Source organism: Pseudomonas sp. B40(2017), assembly GCF_002112855.1.
Taxonomy (GTDB): domain Bacteria; phylum Pseudomonadota; class Gammaproteobacteria; order Pseudomonadales; family Pseudomonadaceae; genus Aquipseudomonas; species Aquipseudomonas pharyngis.
In genome coordinates, this window is the sequence record NZ_NEIT01000009.1 from 256,229 (window position 1) to 274,278 (window position 18,050).

Sequence of the window (18,050 nt, forward strand, 5' to 3'; positions counted from 1 at the left end):
CACGTCCTCCACCCCGAACGCCGCCCTGCCGATCATGCATTTGCTCAGCAGCGGCGGCTTCTACGGGGCCGAGCGGATGTTGCTCGATCATTGCCTGGCGACACCGGGGCAGCACCAGGTGCTGTTCCTCGATGCGCCGCCGGAACTGATCGCGCGCTTTCGCGAGGCTGGCGTCGACGCACAAGGCTGCGCAGGGCTCGCTGCCCTGCTGCGGCACCTGCGTCAGCGCCGGAGCGAGCGTCCGTTAATCAATACCCACAATTTCAAGGGACTGTTGTTCGGTTGGGTCGGCGCCACGCTGTTGCGCCTGCCGCTGGTCATCACCCAACACGGCTTCACCCCGCGCAGCCGCAAGCAGAAGTTCTACACCTGGCTGAGCCTGCAACTGTGCCGCACGGCGTCGGTGGATCGGGTGGTGTGTGTCGCCGAAAGCATCGCGGTGTTGCACCGTCAGGCCAGCGTACGCGCGGAAAAATTGCAGGTGATCCCCAACGGATTGCCGGCAGCGGCCGCCCTGCCTTGCGATGCCCCAGGACCACGCTGGCTCGCCGGTTACGTCGGGCGCTTGAGCAGTGAGAAAGGCCCGGATCTGTTTCTCGACGCGCTGATCCCGCTGTGTCACCAGCACCCGCAACTCGACGCGGTGATGCTCGGCGACGGCCCGGAACGCGAAGACTTGCAATCGCGGATCGACGCCGCCGGTTTGCAGCAGCGCATCCGCCTGCCGGGTTACCAGACCGACATGCGCCCCTGGTGGCAACAACTCGATGCGCTGGTGATCAGCTCGCGCACCGAAGGTACGCCGATGATTCTGCTGGAAGCGATGCAGGCCGGGGTGCCGGTGGTGGCGTTCGGCGTCGGCGGGATTCCCGACGTGCTGGAGCATCGCCACAACGGTTTGCTTGCGGCCCCCACCGACAGCGCCGCCCTCGCCCGCCAGCTCGACACCTTGCTGTCCGAGCCTGGCTTGGCGCGGCAACTGCGCGACAACGCAAAACGCACGCAACAGGATCGCTACGACCTCAAGGCCCTGGCCGAACGCTGGTCGCAGCTGTACATCCGCACGGCACGGGAGGCACGCGCATGATTTTCCCGCTCTCGATCGTCAGTCTGTTGGGTCTGGCCTGCATCGCTCTGCTGGCCAGTCCCTGGCCCTATCTGGCGCCAGGCGCAGTCATCGGCCTGGTCGGATTCGCAGTGCTGTACCGCAAACCGACCTGGGGCCTGCTCGGTATCGCCGCCCTGGTGCCGTTCGAGGGTTTCTTCAAGGACAGTTCACTGTCGGGCAGCAAGCTGATCGGCGCTTCGCTGGCGGTGATCCTGATGCTGCAACTGGCGATGCACCAGATTCCCTCGGATCGCCTGCGCAGCAATATCTGGCGCTTCCTGATCGCCTTCATGGTTCTGTACTTTCTGAGCCTGCTCAACACCGATGACATGGGCATGTCGCTCGGTCATCTGCGGGAAATCAGCGTCGGCCTGATTCTGTTTGTCATCACCCTGCTGATCGGCCGCGAGCTGAACCTCGACCTGTTCGCCCGACTGGTGACCCTGGCCGTCAGCACGACCTGCGCCATGGCCATGTTCTCCAGCAAATTCCAGGATCAGGGCCGCGCCGCCGGCCTGCTCGAAGACCCCAATGCTTTTGCCCTGCTCATCGCCTTCGCCATTCCGCTGGGACTATTGCTTGTCATCCGCAGCCCGAACCTGTTGCATCGCCTGTTCTGGGGCGGTTGCTGCCTGCTGTTGCTCGGCGGCATGACCAAGACCGAATCGCGCTCCGGGCTGGTGGTGCTGGCCTTGAGTCTGGTGATCGGTTGCTGGCACTACCGCGCGCAACTGGCGCGGATTCGCCCGCGTCATCTGGGGTTTGCCATGCTCGGCGCGGCGATCGTGATTCCGCTGGCGATCTACGCGATGCCCGCCGGTTACATCGCGCGCATCCAGTCCCTCAGCGTGTTGAGCGCCGGCGCCAAGGGCCACAACGACGAATCCCTCGGTCGCCGTGCCTCATACATCGTGGTCGGTGGCCAGATGATCCGCGAGAACCCGCTGCTCGGTTCCGGCCCCGGCACCTTTCCGCTGCACTACGCCACCACCGGCTACGCCAAGGCGTTTTCCGCCAACCGCAAGATCGGCGACCTGTATCGCCGGGCGCATAACACCTACCTGGAAATCTTCAGTGAGCTGGGGGTTCCTGCCGGCCTGATGTTCGTCGGCATGCTCGCGCTGGGTCTGTACAACCTGATGCGGGCGCGCAAGGCGTGGATGTTGCGGCGTGACTGGCAACAGGCGGATCTGATGACCCATCTGGGGGTGAGTTTTCTGTCGCTGACGCTGTTCCTGATGTTCCTCAGCGCGCCGAATCAGAAATACGTGTGGATCATGCTCGCCATGACCAGCGTCTTGCGCCTCAAAGCCGAGCAAGCACCCCTGACGGAGAGCAGGACATGAGCCGGATCAGTATCGTCATTCCGATGTACAACGAGGCCCGGCACATTGGTCGCACCTTGCTGGCCGCGCAAAAAGCGGCGCACGCGGCGGATGTCGAGTGTGAACTGATCGTCGTCGACAACGGATCGAGTGACGAAGGGCCGCAGATCGCCCGGCAGTTCGGCGCCCACGTACTGGTGATGCCGGGCCTGCTGATCGGTGCGCTGCGCAATCGCGGCACGGCCATTGCCACCGGGGAATGGCTGGCGTTCATCGATGCCGACATCGAAATGCCGGAAGACTGGCTGCGCCCATTGTTCGACATCGAAGCCAGCGGCCAGGCCGACGTCTTCGGCCTCGATCTGCACACCCCCGCCGCCGCGCCGTGGTACGCCACTGCCTGGCAGCGCCGGACCTTGCGCCCGAGCACCCACACCAGCCACGTCGTCGACTGGCTGCCCAGTTCCAACCTGTTGATGCGCCGGCGCTGGTTCGACAAGGTCGGCGGTTTCAACGAAACCCTGCGCACCGGCGAAGACAAGGAATTCACCCTGCGCCTGCGCGAACACGGCGCGCGGCTGCTCTCGATCAATGAAAGCGTGGCCCTGCACTGGGGTTACGAAATGAACTGGCGCGAGTGGATGGGCAAGGAACTGTGGCGTCAGGGCAGCCACCTGCAACTGCTGCGCAGTCACGGTTTCAGCCTGCGCCTGTTGCGGTTTCCGATGCTGTCGATCCTGGTCTGGATTCTCGATTTCCTGGCGATCTCCGCGCTGCTCGACGGCTTTCCCCACCACGCCGTGATCATGGTGATGCTGACCCTGGTGCCGGGGCTGGTGCTCAGCGTGCGTCAGAGCGCCAAGCACCACAACGTCTGCCTGACCCTGCAACTGTGGGGCCTGCACTGGATGCGTCTGCACCTGGCGGGCGCCGCTTTCATTCTCAGTCTGTGTCATTGGAACGCCAGGAGGCCTGCCCGTGGCTGAATTCATTTTCTGGATGTGCCTGCTGCTCCCGGCCTACGCCTATGTCGGCTACCCGCTGCTGCTGACGCTGCTCGCGCCGCTGTTCCCGGCGTGGCGCCACAGCCCGGCACCGCCGCTGAACGTCAGCATCGTGATCGCCGCCCACAACGAGGCGCGGCACATCGAACACAAGTTGCGCTCGCTGCTGTCCCAGGATTATCAGCCGGCGACCCTGCAAATCATTCTGGCCAGCGACGGTTCCACTGACGACACCGTGGCTTGTGCACACAAGGTCGTCGACCCGCGAATCACCGTGCTCGACCTGCCCCGCCAGGGCAAGGCCGCCACGCTGAATGCCGGCGCGGCGCTGGCTACGGGCGACATTCTGGTGTTTACCGACGCTGACAACCAATGGTCGCGGGAAACCCTCGGCTACCTGCTGGCGCCCATGAGCGATCCGCAGGTCGGCGCCTGCGCCGGGCACATGGTGATTCCGGTCACCGGTGGCGGACTGAGCATCGGCGACAGCCTTTATCGGCACTACGAGGGCTGGTTGCGCCGGGTCGAGAACCGTACCGGCTGCATGGTCTCCGCCGACGGCGCGCTGCTGGCCTTGCGCCGGGAACTGTTCGAGAACGTGCCGGCGGAGGTCAACGACGACTTCTTCATCAGCACCTGCGCACCGGTGAAATTCAAACGCATCGTCTACGTGCCCGAAGCGCAAGTGATCGACCACGGCGTGGACGAAGCCGACAAGCAATTCCGCCGGCGCCAGCGGGTCACCGTCGGCGGCCTGCAAAGCCTGGCGCAACGCAGCGAGCTGCTCAATCCGTTCAAGCATGGGCTGTATTCGATTGCGCTGATCAGCCACAAGTTGATCCGGCGACTGGCGCCGATCCTGTTGCTGCCGCTGCTGCTGAGCAATTTCTGGCTGTGGCACGAGCACGGTTTCTATCGCCTGAGCCTGATCGCGCAAGTGGTCGGCTATGCCATCGCGATTGCCGGCCTGCTGGATTCGCAACACCGCTTGCCCAAGCCGTTCCGCCTTGCGGCATTCCTGCTGGTGACACTGGCGGGCATGAGCATCGGCCTGTGGCAGTTCCTTCGCGGCCAGCGTTATGCCCAGTGGAACCCTGACCAAAACCGTTGAGAGGGATCGAGCCATGGCGATCAAGCAACTGATTAAACGCACCAGCGGCTGGCTCTATCTCAACTCGTCCGTGGGGCGCAACCAGCTGCACGGCGCCGGCGTGATCCTGATGCTCCACCGGGTGCTGTCCAACGACCGCGCCGCCGACCTGCCGCATCGCAACGAACTGTGCGTCGGGCCCAAGGCCTTCGAACACTTGCTGGTGTGGCTGCGCAAGCATTTCGATTGCGTGCCGCTGATGGAGATCCTGCAACCCAATGCCTTGCGCACCGAGCGTCCGCAAGTGGCATTGACCTTCGACGACGGCTGGCGCGACAACGCCGCCAACGCCTTCCCGCTGCTGCAGAAACATCAGGTGCCGGCGAGCATTTTTCTCTCCACCGATTTCATCGGCAGCCGCCAGCGCTTCTGGTGGGAAAGCATCGGCGAAACCCTGTGGGGCAGCCACGGCGAAAAGCCGCGCATGCACCTGATCGAATATTTGCAGTCGATCCACCATCCCGTGCCGGTGCTGCTGGATGACATCGACGTGGACCGGCGCAGTCTGACCCTGTTGCATTACCTGCAAGGGCTCAAAGCGCTCGACCCGATGATGCTCGAACGCCTGACCGACGAATGCCCGCAAGAGTCGCAGCCCCAGGCACTGGACTGGCATCAGGTGCGGGCGATGGAGTCTTCCGGTCTGGTGCGTTTCGGCCCCCACGGCGCCAGTCACGCCATCCTCACCGGCCTTGACGATGTGCGCCTGGGCGAAGAAATCAGCCGCAGCCGCGATGCCCTGCTCAATGGCTGCAACCGGCCGCTGCCGGTGTATTGCTACCCCAACGGCGACAACGACGAGCGGGTGCGCGAACAGATCGCCAATCACGATTACCCGTTCGCCCTCGGCACCGGCACCGGCCTCTATCGCGGCACGGGCGATCCGCTGAACCTGCCGCGATTCGGTGTCAGTCAGCGCACCGCGCGCAATCCGCAACTGCTGTCGTGGCGGATCTACCGTGGAGCGCGGCCATGAGCCGAGGCAACTACCTCAAACACCTGGCGCTGAGCATGGGCACCAAACTGGCAATGATCGCCTTGCGCCTGCTGAGGAATGTGCTGCTGGCGCGGATCCTCGGGCCCAGCGAACGGGGTCTGTTCGCCTTGCTCAGTACCCTGCCGGATCTGATCAGCGCCGCCACCAGCGGCGGGTTGAATTCGGCGGTCGGTTATCAGGCCGCCAAGCAACGACCGATGGGCTTGTTGCTCGCGCAGGTGCTGGTGTTCGGTTGTCTGCTGGCGGGTCTGCTGACCTTGTTGGTTGTGGCACTGGTGCGCGAGTTCGGCAGTGAACTGGACGTGACGATGCAGCTCGGTCTGCTGGCGTGGCTGTTGCTGCTGGCGGTGCCGTTGACCGTGCTCAAAAGCGGCCTGCTGACCTTGCACAATGCGTCCGGCGGCGTGGTCGCGTTCAATGCCTTGCGGCTGGTGGAATCCCTGGCGCCGCTGTTGCTGTTTCTCGCGCTGTTTTGGATGTGGAAAGAAGCGGCCCTTGAAGCTGCACTCATCAGTTGGCTGGCCGGCATCAGTCTGGTGGTGCTGGTCGGCTGGCTGTGGCTCAAACGCGCGCAGCCGTTGCAGCTGCATTGGGATCGCGCCAGCCAGAACGAACTGTTGCGCTTCAGTGCGCGCAGCCACCCGGATCTGCTGTTCCAGCAAGTGATCCTGCGTTCCGATTACCTGTTCATCGGCGCCCTGCTCGGCAGCACCGCCCTCGGGCATTACGCGATGGCCAGCGCCGCCGCCGAGTTGCTGCTGATCGTCCCGGAAGCGGTGACCACACCGCTGATGAAACGCCTGCTGCAACAGGACGAAGGCATGGACAAGGTCACGCCGCTTGCGCTGCGCCTGACCGCCACGGTAATGCTCGGCGCCTGCCTGACCATGGCCGTGATCGGCGAATGGCTGATCGTCACCCTGTTCGGCGTCGCCTACCAGCCGGCGTATCCGGCGCTGCTGGCCTTGCTGCCGGGGCTGCTGGGCCTGTGTTACGCGAGCATCCTGCGCCTGGACCTGATCGGCAAGAACCGCCCCGGCACGGTGTCGCTGATGATGGGCCTTGGCGCGCTGCTCAACCTTGCGCTGAACCTGCTGCTGATTCCGGCCTACGGCATCGTCGGCGCGGCGGCGGCTTCGTCGATTGCCTATCTGGCGGTGACCGTGGCGATGCTGGTGTTGTACTGCCGGCTGAGCGGCGTGGCGTTTTGGCAAACCCTGATCATTCTGCCCAGCGACCTCACACCGATGTGGCTGATGTTGCAGCGTCGGAAGGCAGCATGAAAGGCCTGGCCCTGCTGCTCGGTCTCGGCCTGTCGCTGGACGCCTTCGCGGCGTCTATGCGTTGGGGCGACATTCGCGACGGCAGTCTGTACCTGCAAGCGGATCGCCCCGACACGGTGACCGTGCGCTGGGCGCCGGCGTGGCAGGCGGAGGCCAACGAAGAGCACATTTACCTGCTCGACGGCCGGGGCCAATTGCAGGGCGAGCGCTTCATCAAGGCCAGTGAAACCCGTGGCAGCCAGAGCTGGCCGTTGGCGCCGGGCGCCGCGAGTTATCAGCTGGAGATCCCCGGCTACAGCTTCCGCAGTTACCGGGTCGAACACGACGAAACCACCGTGGCGCTGTTTGCCCCGGCCAAGGTGCATTTCAGTGCAGAAACCCGTAATGGCGATGAACTGTATTTCAAGGTCGCTGCCGGTGAGCACGCGATATTGGCGGGCAAGTTTCACGGCGGGGTCAGCGCCCTGCAAGCGCAGCGGGTCGGCGACGGGCATCCCCTGACACTGTCGCTCAAACCCTATCGCGCCTATTGGCAGTTCGATCAGCTCGCGCTGCCCGTCAGTCAGCGCGAGCAGGTCTGGCGCCTGCGTCTGCAAGGCAGCGGCAAAGCGGCATTCTGGCTCGACGGCACGCCCAATCTGTTCGCTCAGACCCCGCAACAGCTCAAACCGCTGCGCGAAGACGACGGCCAGACGCGCCTGATCCTGCACGACAAAGTCCTCGGCCGCACCCCGGACCTGGGCATCGCCCTGCCCTACGTGATGCCGCCGCCCGCCAGTCATCCGTTGCTCGATGCACTGAAACCGACGGCCGCCAGTTACTACACGTTCGTCGACGTGACGGCAAAAAATCCGCACTTCGAAGATGCGTTTCGTCAGGTCTATCAGGACCGGTTCGGCATTCGTCAGGACATCACCTTGCTTGCCGGCAGTCAGCGTCAGGCCGATCTGCGCGCCGACGTGCAAAGCAACAGCGGCCTCGACGCGTGGCTCGCCGGCACCCGGGCGCTGGGCGGCAAAGGCACGCACTACATCGGGTTCGCCGACGAGCCCAACCTGAATTACTCGAGCTACGAGCAATACCGTTCGATCTTCACCAGCATGGCCCGGCAAGTGCGCAGCGATCCGGCCAATGCCAAAGCAGGTGTGCGCATCGCGATGCCGGCCAGTTCACGGCTGATCAACGGACCGTTCGCCGATAACGCGGCGAACAAGCGTGGCATCGACTGGGCCCGGCGCCTGCTCGGTGAATCCGCCGATCAGGTCGATGCGCTGGCCTGGCACGAATGGATGATTCGCGACCTGCTCGCCACCCGCGTGTACCGCGACAGCGTGCGCCGCGCGGCGGATCTGGTCGGCCTCGATGCCAAGGGCCAGCCGCGCAAGGCCTTGCTGCTGGATCAGACCAACCTGTCCAGCGGCTCGAGCCTGAGCCCCTACGATCAGGAAACCCATTTCACCTCGCTGTGGTGGGCCTCGGTGGTGATCAACGCCTCCCAGGACGGTTTGCTGACGATGCTCAACTGGTTTCAGGCCGCCGATGAGCCGCAATACCCCAAAGGCATGTTGCGGGTGCTGGGCGATGATCGCTTCGAGTTGAAACCGGTGGGCCTGGCCCAGCAGTTCATCCAGCAGCACTGGCTGCACAACGTGCTGTGGCTGGAGAACGATGCGTTCGAAGTCGATGTGCTGGCGATGGCCGGCGATGATCAGCGCGGCTTGCTTGGTGTGAACAAGGGCACGCGTTTGCAGCGTGTCGACCTGGCGGGCGCCAAATGCCCGTTGAACAACGGCGCGCTGCGCTACTTCGGCGCCGACAACCGCAGCCGCGACGCACCATTTCGCTGCCAGGACGGCCGCGTGCGCTTCGAACTGCCGGGACAGACCCTGTTTGCCCTGAGCTGGAGCGCCTCATGACCGCCCCGTTGATGTCCGGCCGCGCTGGGCCCTGGCCGCGCGATGACTCGCCATCAGGAGCAACGACCATGAACATGCTGCGCAAACTGACTGAAAACCTACGGCAGAAAGGACTCACTGCCACCGTGAAAAAGGTCTGGAAACACTACGTCTTTTCTCATCAGGAACTGCTGTGGATGGAGCGCGACCTGGTCAGTCCGGTGCCGCCCCACAGCCTCAAGCCTTACCCGCCGCTGCGGGTGGTGAAAATCACCCCGGGCAACGTCAGCGCCTTCGCCCGCCACTTCGGTGACCGGGTCGGCACCATGGCCGAACTGGCCCGGGAACATCACACCGGGCACATGCACCTGGACGATCAGGGCCATGCGGTGGCCTTCATCTGGGGCACCGCTCAAGACTATTTCGACCGGCACTACTACGGCTGCCTGTTCCCGGTGAAACCCGGCGAGTTCTTCGAATTCGGCGGCGAACTGACCCGCGCTTATTGGGGCACCGAACTGTCGGTGGACCTGCAACTGGAACTGTGGAAAGCCATGGCCGCCCAGGGCTGCGACAAGGTGGTCGACGTCTGCGAGTTCCACAACATCCCGGCGCTCAAGCTGCACCTGCGCATGGGCTATACCGAACAGGGCCGGATCATGAACATCTACAAACTGTTCGGCCGCTGGCGCTTCTACCGCGAAACCCGCTACAGCGGCTCGCGCCTGGAGGCACTGCGCAAACCTTCCCGTCCACCTGTCACAGCAACGGTGACCTGAACCTATGGCGCGACTCGAATGGCGCACTTCGTTGTGCGCACCCGACTTCCCGGCGGCGGCCTATGAAGCGCTGCGCCTGCGGGTGACGGACCACACGCCGTTCAACAGCCTCGACTGGCTGTGTGCGGCAGAGCAGGCGCTCGACACGCACGAGCGCCTGCACGTATTGCTGGGTTGGGAAGCGGACGAGTTGCGCCTGTGCCTGCCGCTGGTGGCGAGCCGTGAGCGGTTGTTCGGCGTGCCGTTTCGGGTGGTGCATCATCTGGGTTATCCACTGGCCGATCGCCTTGCGTTGTTATCACGGCTGGACACCGAAGACATGCGCCAGGCCCTGCGACTGATTCGCCAGCGCGTGCCCCACGCCCTGCTGCAACTCAATGAAATCACCGAACCGGTCGGCGCCGAAAGCGTGCTCACCGAATGGATGGCCCACAGCTCCACCGGCGAACGTCGCTTGAGCTGCCGGGTGCCGGTGCACCTGATCAGCGAGGCTGACCGCCCGGAAGTCTCGGGCGATCCGCGCTACAAACTGCGCCGGGCGCGCAAGCGGATTGCCGCGTGCGGCGCCGAAGTCCGACGGATCACGCCCGACGCGACCAGCATGGGCCCGTTGTTGCAGGCCATCAGCGAAGTCGAAGCGGTCAGCTGGAAAGGTGACGAAGGCGTCGGAATCTTTGCCAGCGACCGCAGCCGCCGCTACATGGAAAACGCCTTCACCGCCCTCGCCGCTTCGGATCGGGTGCGCGTGGTGATGCTGGAACTGGACGGACGTTGCATCAGCTATCGGCTCGGTCTGTTCGAACAAGGCCGGCTCTACGATTACAACCTCGCCTTCCTGCCGCAATACGCCGATCTGGGCAGCGGCCGGGTGTTGCTGGAGGAATGGATTCGCTGGGGGCTGGACGACAACTGGCGCTGGATCGATGCCTCGCGGGTCAGCCTGGAAAACTCCAGCCATCAACTGCACGAACGCATGACCGGACAACTGGAGCACTGGCGCTGGAGCTTCTACTCGTGGCGCCCGAGCGGTCTGTTGCTGGGGCTGGGGCTGCGCGCCTGGCACCGGCTCAAACCTGCGTTGCAACAATGGCGGGCGAAGCGTGCGGCGGCCAAAGCGGCGGTCATTGCGACACCTGTGATCAACCCCACCAAGGAGGGCGAACATGCCTCGCCAAGTCATAGTCAACGCTGACGATTTCGGCCTGAGCCCGAACGAAAACGCGGTGATCCTCGGTGCGTTCCAGGCCGGGGTCATCAGTTCCGCCACCGCCATGGCCAACATGCCGGCGTTCGAAGCGGCCTGCGCCATGGCCCGGCTGCCGCTGCTGGAGGGCCGGATCGGCCTGCATTTCAACCTGACCTACGGCCGGCCCTTGAGCCGGGCCATTGTCGAGCGCCGCACCTTCTGCGACAGCCACGGCGTGTTCGACCTCAACCTGCCTCGCCACAGCCTGTGGCTGAGCCGCGAAGACCGCGAGGCGGTGCAGGAAGAATTGCAGGCGCAGTGGCAGCGCTGCGTCGATCACGGCGTGCGTCCCAGCCACCTCGATTCGCATCAGCACGTGCACAACATCTGGCCGATCGGCGAGATCGTCGCGCGCTTCGCCGCCCATCAAGGTGTGCCCGTGCGCCTGGCGCGCAACCTGGGGCAAAACCTCAGTCTGCCCAAGCGCCTGTTCAAGGGGTTGCTCAACCGCCGATTGCAGGGATTGGCCGGGGTCACGGTCGATTACGTCTGCACCCCGGTGGACCTGCGCAACGCCCCCGCGCCGACCGACGGCGTGCTGGAAATCGTCGCCCATCCGAACCAGCTCGGGGCGGATTTCGGTGACGCCTATCTGCCACCCGAAGAGTCCCTGAGCCGCTTGCTAGAGCAGCGGCTGACGGGTGTTCCACGGGTTTCCTATGCCGATCTGAACAAGGATTTTTTGCGGGGTGCCGAAGCGATCTGAACCGTTACACAACTTGCAATATTTTCAAAGCTGGCGCTTTGACATGAACTTGCCGGCTTGATCTATACCCACAACAGCGTCATCCACAACACCCGGGCTCCGGCCTCGGAGGGCATCATGAGCGTCATTGAAAAGCTGCGTGAACGTATCAAGCAAAAAGGCCTGGGCCGTACTTTCGGCACGTTGTGGAAACGCTACGTGTTCTTCCATTGGGAGCTGTTGTGGATGGAGCGCGACCTGGTCAGCCCGGTACCGCCGCACAAGCTGCGCCCCTACGACGGCCTGCGCAAGGTCGACATCACCGCACAGAATGCCGGCGCGTTCGCCAAACACTTCGGTGACCGGGTGCAGACCATGGCCGAACTGGCCGACGAGGGCCACACCGGGCACATGTACCTGGACGCCGACGGCCATGCGGTCGGATTTATCTGGGGCAGCACTCGTGACTACCACGACCGCCACTATTACGGCTGCACCTTCCCGGTCAAACCCGGCGAGTTCTTCGAGTTCGGCGGTGAAATGATCCGCGCCTACTTCGGCAGCAGCCTGTCGGTGGACGTGCAGGTCGCCCTCTGGGAAGCCATGGCCGCCCAGGGTTGCAACAAGGTGGTGGACGTCTGCGAAACCCACAACATCCCGGCGCTGAAACTGCACATCCGCATGGGCTACCACGAACAGGGGCGCGTCACCCACGTCTATTGCCTGTTCGGCAAATGGCGGTTCTTCCGCGAAACGCGCTATGAGGGCTCACGCCTCGATCCGCTGCGCAAGCCGGGACGGCCGGTGGTGACGGCGGCTGCGCAGGCTTGAGGGGTTTAAACTGCGGCGGCCGGGACGGCGCCGCAGAATCTTCCTACTCTCGTACAGGAATCAGCGTCATTCAGTTTCGACTCCATCTGGCTGCCCGCAATCATATGAATAAATACATTCATGCAGAAACACAGAGACAAACCGATGGAACAAAACACATCCGATTTTGAAATGACGGCACTGCTGGTTGATCTGAATGCCATCCGTGAGTACCTCTCTCAGGTACTGGCAGAAGGTGACGACGAAGAGTTGTGTCGAGCAATCGGATACGTGACGCAAGCCCGTATCCGACTCACCGAAAAAGAGACAGCGCCTCTCGCCTCCCCCTCTTGTACCTGCCTCAGCGCTTCACCCCCACCCACGTAAAACACATCGGCATCTGCGCCTCGCGGTTCTGGTACTGGTCATACACTTCTTCCCGGTTCGAGTGCGGGTATTCCTTGAAGTGCGTGATGTTCAGGCCGGCCTCGAGGGCGGCGGTGAAGATCGCGCCCAGGGTGTGTGCGAACCAGTAAGACTTCGCCGCCGGCTGTTCGACCTTGCCGACGTAGACGATCGGCTCCTCCTGCACGAACGGTTCTTCGCGGAAATACGAGCTGGCAAGACGAAACGGGTCTTCCGCCTCGGGGTCGACCATTTCCAGGAACGGGTGGGTTTCGTAGATCACCAGTTGTCCGCCCGGTTTGAGAGTCGAGGCGACGTGGCGCAAGAATTCGCCAATGTCGGGCATCCAGTTGAGGACGCCGATGGTGATCAGTGCAACGTCAAAACGGCCGCGCAGCGATTCAGGCAAATGATGGATATCGGCATCGATGAATTCGGCGTTGTGCGGCGAACGCTTGTTCAGTTCGCGGGCCTGTTCGAGAAACGCGCTCGACTGATCGATACCGACCACGCTCCGTGCGCCGAGGGCGAACAGTGACAGGCTTTCGCGGCCGTTGTTGCAACCCGGTTGCACGACGTCTTTGCCATCGACACCGACCTGCTCGAGCAAACCGCGCAGGGTGTCGTCGAGGCAGGAAAAATCCGCCTGCGTAACCTCGGTCAGCAAGGCCTGCCAATCGGGTGAGTCCTGGTGATGACGGGCGGAATCATTCCACGCCTGACGATTGCTCTCGACGGCGTTTTTATTGTTTGGCACTTCCATGGCGCACTCCGGGGGATGCTCACAATTGAGCGGCCCGAGTCTAGTTCAGCCTCGCGCTACAGGTTGTTGCGAACTTGTAAGCCGACAACGCCTGCACCAACGCCTGCATGGCGGGCAGCTATAGTTAATAGCCTTGGGGAAATCCGCTTCCACAGGTGCTGCCATGGGAATGTTCAATCGACTGCTGTTGTCCGCCTGTCTGCTCGCCGCCACCCAGGCACAGGCGCTGGACAGCAACTTCAACTACTACGGGGCGGACCAGCCCTTTGCCCACCCTGCTCCACCGTCGCTGTCGGCCCAGCCGCCCCGGCCGTTCGATGACACACCGCCGCAGGATTTCATCGTCATCCCGGATCGCCGTGTATTCCATGACTCGCAACTGCCCACCGTGGCCGATGCGACGGTGCGGGTGTTTATCCGCACCTACGATGCCGAGCGCGGCATTTACGTCAACGACGAAGTGCTGGATCCGACGTGCGTGCTCGAATGCCTGAGCCCGCCGAATCCAAGCAGCACCGCCGTTTACCACTGACGCTTGTCCGGCCGCGCCAGGCCGAGCTTTTCGATGCGGTAGCGCAGCATGTCGCGGCTCAGGCCCAACAGGCGCGCCGATTTGGTGACGTTCCAGTCGGTCTTGTCGAGCATCTTGCGCACCATGTCGCGCTCGACTTCCGGCAGGTTCATCGATTCGGTGTTGCTCGCCGGGCGTGGTTCGAAGTGCGGGTGCTGCACCTCGTGCTGATGTTGCGGTGGCAGCTCATCGCACAGGCTCATGCACACGTTCAGTTGATGCGCGGCGATGGTGTCGTTCGGCGCCAGCAGCACGGTCTGTTCGAGCATGTTGCGCAGTTCGCGCACGTTGCCCGGCCAGGTGTAACTGAGCAGCAGTTCTTCGGCCTGATCGCTGAAATGCAGGTTCGGTTTGCCATAGCGCTTGCCGTGACTGGCGAGGAAGTGCCGGGCCAGCAGCAGGATGTCTTCGCCACGGGCGTACAGACGCGGCACCTTGATCGAGATGATCCGCAGCCGGAAAAACAGATCGCGGCGGAACTTGCCCTGCTGGACCATCTGTTCAAGGTTGCAATTGGTGGCGCTGATCACCCGCAGGTTGACCTTGCGCTCCTTCACCGAACCGACCCGGCGAATGGTGCGATCCTCCAGCAGCTTCAGCAGCTTGGCCTGGAGCACCAGATCCATTTCACCGATCTCATCGAGAAACAGCGTGCCGCCATCAGCGGCTTCCACCAGCCCGACCCGGCGGTCCTTGGCATCGGTGAACGCACCTTTTTCGTGGCCGAACAGCTCTGATTCCACCAGGTTGGCCGGAATCGACGCGCAGTTGAATTCAATGAACGGGCCTTTGCTGCGCGCGCCGTCGAAATGCAGCGCGCGGGCCACCAGCTCCTTGCCGGTACCGGTTTCGCCCTCCACCAGCACCGGCGGCAGATCGCCGTTGGCCATGCGCCGCTCGGCGTCGAGCAACTGAGCGATGGTGTTCTTCAGATGCAGCATCGGCGCTGACTCGCCGATCAGCGCCTGCACCCCGGATTTCTGCGCCTCGCGCTCCTGGTAGAACGACAGCGTGCGCTCCATCCGCTCAGTGGCCAGGGCCTTGTCCAGCAGCAGTTTGAGTTCCGGCAGCGCAACCGGTTTGGTGACGTAATGAAAGGCGCCCTCCTTCATTGCGACCACCGCGTCTTCGACGTTGCCGTAGCCGGTCATCATGATCACTTTCAGGTCCGGCGCGCTGATGCGCAGCTTCTGGATCAGATCGTGACCGCTCATGCCCGGCAGCGAGTTGTCGGTCAGGACGATGTCCGGCATGAAGCTTTCCAGTTGCCCCAGCGCGTCCTCGGCCGAGTGGCAGACCGTCACCTCGAAGTCTTTGCGCTCCAGGTAGGTCTGAATATTTTCGGCCAACAGTTCGTCATCCTCGACCAGCAGAATGCTGTGTTCCATATTCCCCTCCCGATGCCACTCTGAAGTTGAGACTGACGCGGGTTCCTTCCTGCTCGCGGCTGGTCAGCACGACCGAACCCTGAAACCGCTCCATGATTCTTTTGACCAGCGCCAGGCCGACCCCGAGGCCGCCCTGCTTGGTGGTGAAAAACGGTTTGAACACCTGTTGTTGCTGCTGCGCGCTCATGCCTTTGCCGGTATCGCTCAGGGTCATGCGCACCTGACCGGACTGCGCCGTTTCAATCTCGACACTGAGTACGCCGCCTCTGGGCATCGCTTCCAGGGCGTTGGCAAACAGGCTATTGAGTATTTGCGTGAGCAGCACCTTTTGGCTGACGACCGGCGGGCAATTCTGTGGCGTGAATCGCACTTCGACGCCATTGCGCCGGATCAGCGCGTCAAATGCTCCCAGGGTGTCCTCGACCGCCGCCAGCAGGTCCACCGCCTCGCCGTCATCACTCATCGGGCGCAATGACACCAGCAGCTCGCGCACCCAGCGCGACATGCGGTCGACCTGGCTGATGATGTCGCCGATATTGCGCTGCGCGCCGGGGCTGGCGATTTCCTGGGCCAGTTCGGCGCTGGAGCGAATGGTAGCCAGCGGGTTGCGCAGGCTGTGGGCCACCGCCGAAGACATCTCGCCCAAAGCGACAAAGGTCTCGTTGCTGATCAACTGCTGTTGCTGGCTCTGCAACAGGCTCGAGGCGCGCCGCACGATCCAGAACAACCCGAGGTAAATCACCGCGCCGCCGAGGATGGTCGCGGCCCAGATCGATGCAAAGCCACGGTCGATGCGGTCCACCAGATCCGCCGGTTCCTTGTAGATCTCGACCATGGCGATGACTTTGCTTTTGTCGGCGTTGAACATCGGGATGTAGTTTTCGATGAACAGGTATTTGGGTTCGCGGGACAGCCGCTGCTCGGGTTTTTCATCGTCGATCTTGTGATAGCTGGAGGACACCGGCACTTTCATTTCGAACGACTCGTCCAGTTCGTCGTCATCTTCGATCCTGACGTTGATCAGCTCAGGATTGGTCGACCAGATGATCGTGCGATCCAGGGCATACACCGTGGCCAGCAACACGTCGGGCAAGTGTTCGACATGATCGAGAAACTCGGCACGGGCCATTGCATGAGCCAGCAGATCAACGTCGGGATAGCTGTGATCCTGGCGCGGGTCGAGCATCTCGCCCATGGTCCGCCGCGGCGTGATGTTGGCGTGGCGCATTTCCGCATCGCCGATGGCCTGCACGAATTGCGCCGTGAGCAGCGCGTCCCGCTCCACGCTTTCGGTGACCACGAAACGCGTGGAGATGTAGCCCAGCCCCAGCGCCACGGCCGCGATGATGAAAAAACTCGCCAGCGAAAACCAGCGCAGCAGATTGAACTGCCCGCCCCAGCTCTTGATGGCCGCCAGCGCGAGGTTCGGTGCCGATGTTTTCTGTTCTTCCAGTCGTTGCATGGGGATGCCCTGGCGTTCTGGTATCGAGCCGGTTACAGCCGCCCTCTCGAATGAGTGTAGGTGGCAATGACCGTGACACACGGTTCAATGATGCTATTTAGCCGCTACTGCATACGACTCACCGTTTCGCTGGCAGAACCCGGTTTTACTGGCGTCAATGCCCCGTCGGCCAAGGGCTGCACCGACGGATGCTGACGCTCGGTTTCGGCACTCAGAAAGTCGATGATCGACTGCGCCGAGGCCTCGTCCAGGCGCAGATTGGGCATCGGGATGCGCTCGTATTGCTCGAACAGTTGCAGCGCGATCGGGTCTTTCTCCGCCAGCACGCGATCCGGTTCGCGGATCCAGCGATTGAGCCAGGCCGGGTCACGCTGACGGGTCACGCCGATCAGGTCCGGGCCGATGTTGCGCATGCCGATGCCTTCGCCGTCCTGCGGGCCGAGGCTGTGGCACGAAGCGCAGCGGGTGCGGAACAGCTCTTCGCCATTGCTCGGCGGACGAATCTGCGGGGCATCGGCATAGCTTTCTTCGCTGCTGGCCTGCTTCCAGTTCTGCAAGGTGTTGGCGAGCTGGTCGGCGAGGATCCAAGGGTTCTCGAACGGCGAGGCTTTCATCCAGCGCCCGGTGCTCTGGTTACCGACGATCAGGCTCAGGTTGTGATCCTTGGTCCGGCCGTTGTCGACGCCTTCGATAAACAGCCCGAGTTTCTTGCGCAGCTCGGTGACGTCTTCGAACTCGCCGGTGAGGAATTTCCAGCCAGGGCCGACCTTGAAGCGTTGCGCATAGGCCTTGAGCACTTCGGGGGTGTCGCTCAACGGGTCGATGGTGATCGAGTAGAAAAAGATGTCTTTCCCGACCCGGTCCCCCAGCAGTTTCTGCACCTGGCGCAGGCGCGCGGTTTCCAGCGGGCAGGAGTCGCTGCACGAGGTGAAGATGAAGTTGATCACCACCACCTTGTCTTTGATCAGGTCATCGAAAAAGCGCACCTGCCGACCGTCCTGGTCGGTCAGCAGGGTGTTGGGGAAATAGTCGCCACCCCACGGGGTGGCGGATTCACTGGCGCCTTCGGGCTGTGCCTGATGGGCGATGAGCACCTGACTGCCGAGCAGGCAGGTGACCAGCACCAGAATCAGGTGCATGCCCAGGGCGCGGGAGCGCGGCGTTGGCTGGGTCATGTCG

16 protein-coding genes and 1 pseudogene are annotated in these 18,050 nt (G+C 63.1%); 13 read left to right on the top strand and 4 right to left on the bottom strand.

All coding sequences use genetic code 11. The features are described 5' to 3' along the window. The first annotated feature begins 34 nt into the window (after nucleotides 1–34). The 12 genes and pseudogenes from CAF76_RS25365 to CAF76_RS28910 all read left to right on the top strand — a co-directional run. Nucleotides 35–1,087 carry a glycosyltransferase family 4 protein gene (locus CAF76_RS25365; RefSeq protein WP_371857922.1) on the top strand — a complete coding sequence of 351 codons (1,053 nt, stop codon included), beginning with the start codon at nucleotides 35–37 and terminating at the stop codon, nucleotides 1,085–1,087. Beyond that, a complete protein-coding gene (locus tag CAF76_RS25370) occupies nucleotides 1,084–2,454 on the top strand; it encodes an O-antigen ligase (RefSeq protein ID WP_085648811.1) in 1,371 nt (456 codons plus the stop codon). Before CAF76_RS25365 ends, CAF76_RS25370 begins: the two co-directional genes overlap by 4 nt. Then, nucleotides 2,451–3,419 (top strand): glycosyltransferase, encoded by a 969-nt coding sequence (locus CAF76_RS25375; protein ID WP_085648810.1) that lies wholly within the window; start codon nucleotides 2,451–2,453, stop codon nucleotides 3,417–3,419. The genes CAF76_RS25370 and CAF76_RS25375 overlap by 4 nt, the downstream gene beginning before the upstream one ends. Then, complete coding sequence (locus tag CAF76_RS25380) at nucleotides 3,412–4,548, top strand: glycosyltransferase (RefSeq protein ID WP_085648809.1); 1,137 nt, start codon at nucleotides 3,412–3,414, stop codon at nucleotides 4,546–4,548. The genes CAF76_RS25375 and CAF76_RS25380 overlap by 8 nt, the downstream gene beginning before the upstream one ends. Before the next feature lie 13 nt (nucleotides 4,549–4,561). Continuing rightward, on the top strand, nucleotides 4,562–5,563 hold the full coding sequence (locus CAF76_RS25385) for a polysaccharide deacetylase family protein (protein WP_085648808.1): 1,002 nt from the start codon (nucleotides 4,562–4,564) through the stop codon (nucleotides 5,561–5,563). Next, complete coding sequence (locus CAF76_RS25390; protein WP_085648807.1) at nucleotides 5,560–6,867, top strand: lipopolysaccharide biosynthesis protein; 1,308 nt, start codon at nucleotides 5,560–5,562, stop codon at nucleotides 6,865–6,867. Before CAF76_RS25385 ends, CAF76_RS25390 begins: the two co-directional genes overlap by 4 nt. Beyond that, nucleotides 6,864–8,783 carry a hypothetical protein gene (locus tag CAF76_RS25395; RefSeq protein WP_085648806.1) on the top strand — a complete coding sequence of 640 codons (1,920 nt, stop codon included), beginning with the start codon at nucleotides 6,864–6,866 and terminating at the stop codon, nucleotides 8,781–8,783. Before CAF76_RS25390 ends, CAF76_RS25395 begins: the two co-directional genes overlap by 4 nt. Nucleotides 8,784–8,851: 68 nt before the next feature. Continuing rightward, nucleotides 8,852–9,541, top strand: coding sequence for a GNAT family N-acetyltransferase (locus tag CAF76_RS25400; RefSeq protein WP_085648805.1), 690 nt, complete (start codon nucleotides 8,852–8,854; stop codon nucleotides 9,539–9,541). 4 nt (nucleotides 9,542–9,545) lie between these two features. Further along, entirely contained in the window at nucleotides 9,546–10,733 is a 1,188-nt protein-coding gene (locus CAF76_RS25405; RefSeq protein WP_085648804.1) for a GNAT family N-acetyltransferase, read from the top strand. Further along, nucleotides 10,705–11,493 (top strand): ChbG/HpnK family deacetylase, encoded by a 789-nt coding sequence (locus tag CAF76_RS25410; RefSeq protein ID WP_085648803.1) that lies wholly within the window; start codon nucleotides 10,705–10,707, stop codon nucleotides 11,491–11,493. The genes CAF76_RS25405 and CAF76_RS25410 overlap by 29 nt, the downstream gene beginning before the upstream one ends. Nucleotides 11,494–11,610: 117 nt before the next feature. Next, nucleotides 11,611–12,303 (top strand): GNAT family N-acetyltransferase, encoded by a 693-nt coding sequence (locus tag CAF76_RS25415; RefSeq protein ID WP_085648957.1) that lies wholly within the window; start codon nucleotides 11,611–11,613, stop codon nucleotides 12,301–12,303. A gap of 144 nt (nucleotides 12,304–12,447) precedes the next feature. After that, nucleotides 12,448–12,588 (top strand): annotated as a pseudogene (locus CAF76_RS28910) (transcriptional regulator); the annotation flags it as partial. Between the two features lie 55 nt (nucleotides 12,589–12,643). Here the strand turns inward: CAF76_RS28910 and CAF76_RS25420 are convergent. Continuing rightward, a complete protein-coding gene (locus CAF76_RS25420) occupies nucleotides 12,644–13,450 on the bottom strand; it encodes a bifunctional 2-polyprenyl-6-hydroxyphenol methylase/3-demethylubiquinol 3-O-methyltransferase UbiG (RefSeq protein WP_085648802.1) in 807 nt (268 codons plus the stop codon). A gap of 163 nt (nucleotides 13,451–13,613) precedes the next feature. On the opposite strand from CAF76_RS25420, the gene CAF76_RS25425 reads away from it, so the two are divergent. Continuing rightward, a complete protein-coding gene (locus tag CAF76_RS25425; RefSeq protein ID WP_085648801.1) occupies nucleotides 13,614–13,982 on the top strand; it encodes a hypothetical protein in 369 nt (122 codons plus the stop codon). On the opposite strand, the gene CAF76_RS25430 is transcribed toward CAF76_RS25425, so the two are convergent. The 3 genes from CAF76_RS25430 to CAF76_RS25440 all read right to left on the bottom strand — a co-directional run bounded on the left by CAF76_RS25430 (nucleotide 13,973) and on the right by CAF76_RS25440 (nucleotide 18,046). Beyond that, a complete protein-coding gene (locus CAF76_RS25430; RefSeq protein WP_064595188.1) occupies nucleotides 13,973–15,409 on the bottom strand; it encodes a sigma-54 dependent transcriptional regulator in 1,437 nt (478 codons plus the stop codon). The genes CAF76_RS25425 and CAF76_RS25430 overlap by 10 nt on opposite strands. Next, entirely contained in the window at nucleotides 15,378–16,871 is a 1,494-nt protein-coding gene (locus CAF76_RS25435) for a HAMP domain-containing sensor histidine kinase (protein ID WP_085648800.1), read from the bottom strand. The genes CAF76_RS25430 and CAF76_RS25435 overlap by 32 nt, the downstream gene beginning before the upstream one ends. 104 nt (nucleotides 16,872–16,975) lie before the next feature. After that, nucleotides 16,976–18,046, bottom strand: coding sequence for an SCO family protein (locus tag CAF76_RS25440; RefSeq protein ID WP_371857920.1), 1,071 nt, complete (start codon nucleotides 18,044–18,046; stop codon nucleotides 16,976–16,978). Nucleotides 18,047–18,050: the final 4 nt, after the last annotated feature.

Bases quoted from the DNA above. Each gene is read 5' to 3' on its own strand.
- CAF76_RS25385 (WP_085648808.1), top strand. From the start codon at position 4,562: ATGGCGATCAAGCAACTGATTAAACGCACCAGCGGCTGGCTCTATCTC.
- CAF76_RS25370 (WP_085648811.1), top strand. From the start codon at position 1,084: ATGATTTTCCCGCTCTCGATCGTCAGTCTGTTGGGTCTGGCCTGCATC.
- CAF76_RS25400 (WP_085648805.1), top strand. From the start codon at position 8,852: ATGAACATGCTGCGCAAACTGACTGAAAACCTACGGCAGAAAGGACTC.
- CAF76_RS25405 (WP_085648804.1), top strand. From the start codon at position 9,546: ATGGCGCGACTCGAATGGCGCACTTCGTTGTGCGCACCCGACTTCCCG.
- CAF76_RS25390 (WP_085648807.1), top strand. From the start codon at position 5,560: ATGAGCCGAGGCAACTACCTCAAACACCTGGCGCTGAGCATGGGCACC.
- CAF76_RS25365 (WP_371857922.1), top strand. From the start codon at position 35: ATGCATTTGCTCAGCAGCGGCGGCTTCTACGGGGCCGAGCGGATGTTG.
- CAF76_RS25410 (WP_085648803.1), top strand. From the start codon at position 10,705: ATGCCTCGCCAAGTCATAGTCAACGCTGACGATTTCGGCCTGAGCCCG.
- CAF76_RS25375 (WP_085648810.1), top strand. From the start codon at position 2,451: ATGAGCCGGATCAGTATCGTCATTCCGATGTACAACGAGGCCCGGCAC.
- CAF76_RS25420 (WP_085648802.1), bottom strand. From the start codon at position 13,450: ATGGAAGTGCCAAACAATAAAAACGCCGTCGAGAGCAATCGTCAGGCG.
- CAF76_RS25395 (WP_085648806.1), top strand. From the start codon at position 6,864: ATGAAAGGCCTGGCCCTGCTGCTCGGTCTCGGCCTGTCGCTGGACGCC.
- CAF76_RS25435 (WP_085648800.1), bottom strand. From the start codon at position 16,871: ATGCAACGACTGGAAGAACAGAAAACATCGGCACCGAACCTCGCGCTG.
- CAF76_RS25440 (WP_371857920.1), bottom strand. From the start codon at position 18,046: ATGACCCAGCCAACGCCGCGCTCCCGCGCCCTGGGCATGCACCTGATT.
- CAF76_RS25425 (WP_085648801.1), top strand. From the start codon at position 13,614: ATGGGAATGTTCAATCGACTGCTGTTGTCCGCCTGTCTGCTCGCCGCC.
- CAF76_RS25430 (WP_064595188.1), bottom strand. From the start codon at position 15,409: ATGGAACACAGCATTCTGCTGGTCGAGGATGACGAACTGTTGGCCGAA.
- CAF76_RS25415 (WP_085648957.1), top strand. From the start codon at position 11,611: ATGAGCGTCATTGAAAAGCTGCGTGAACGTATCAAGCAAAAAGGCCTG.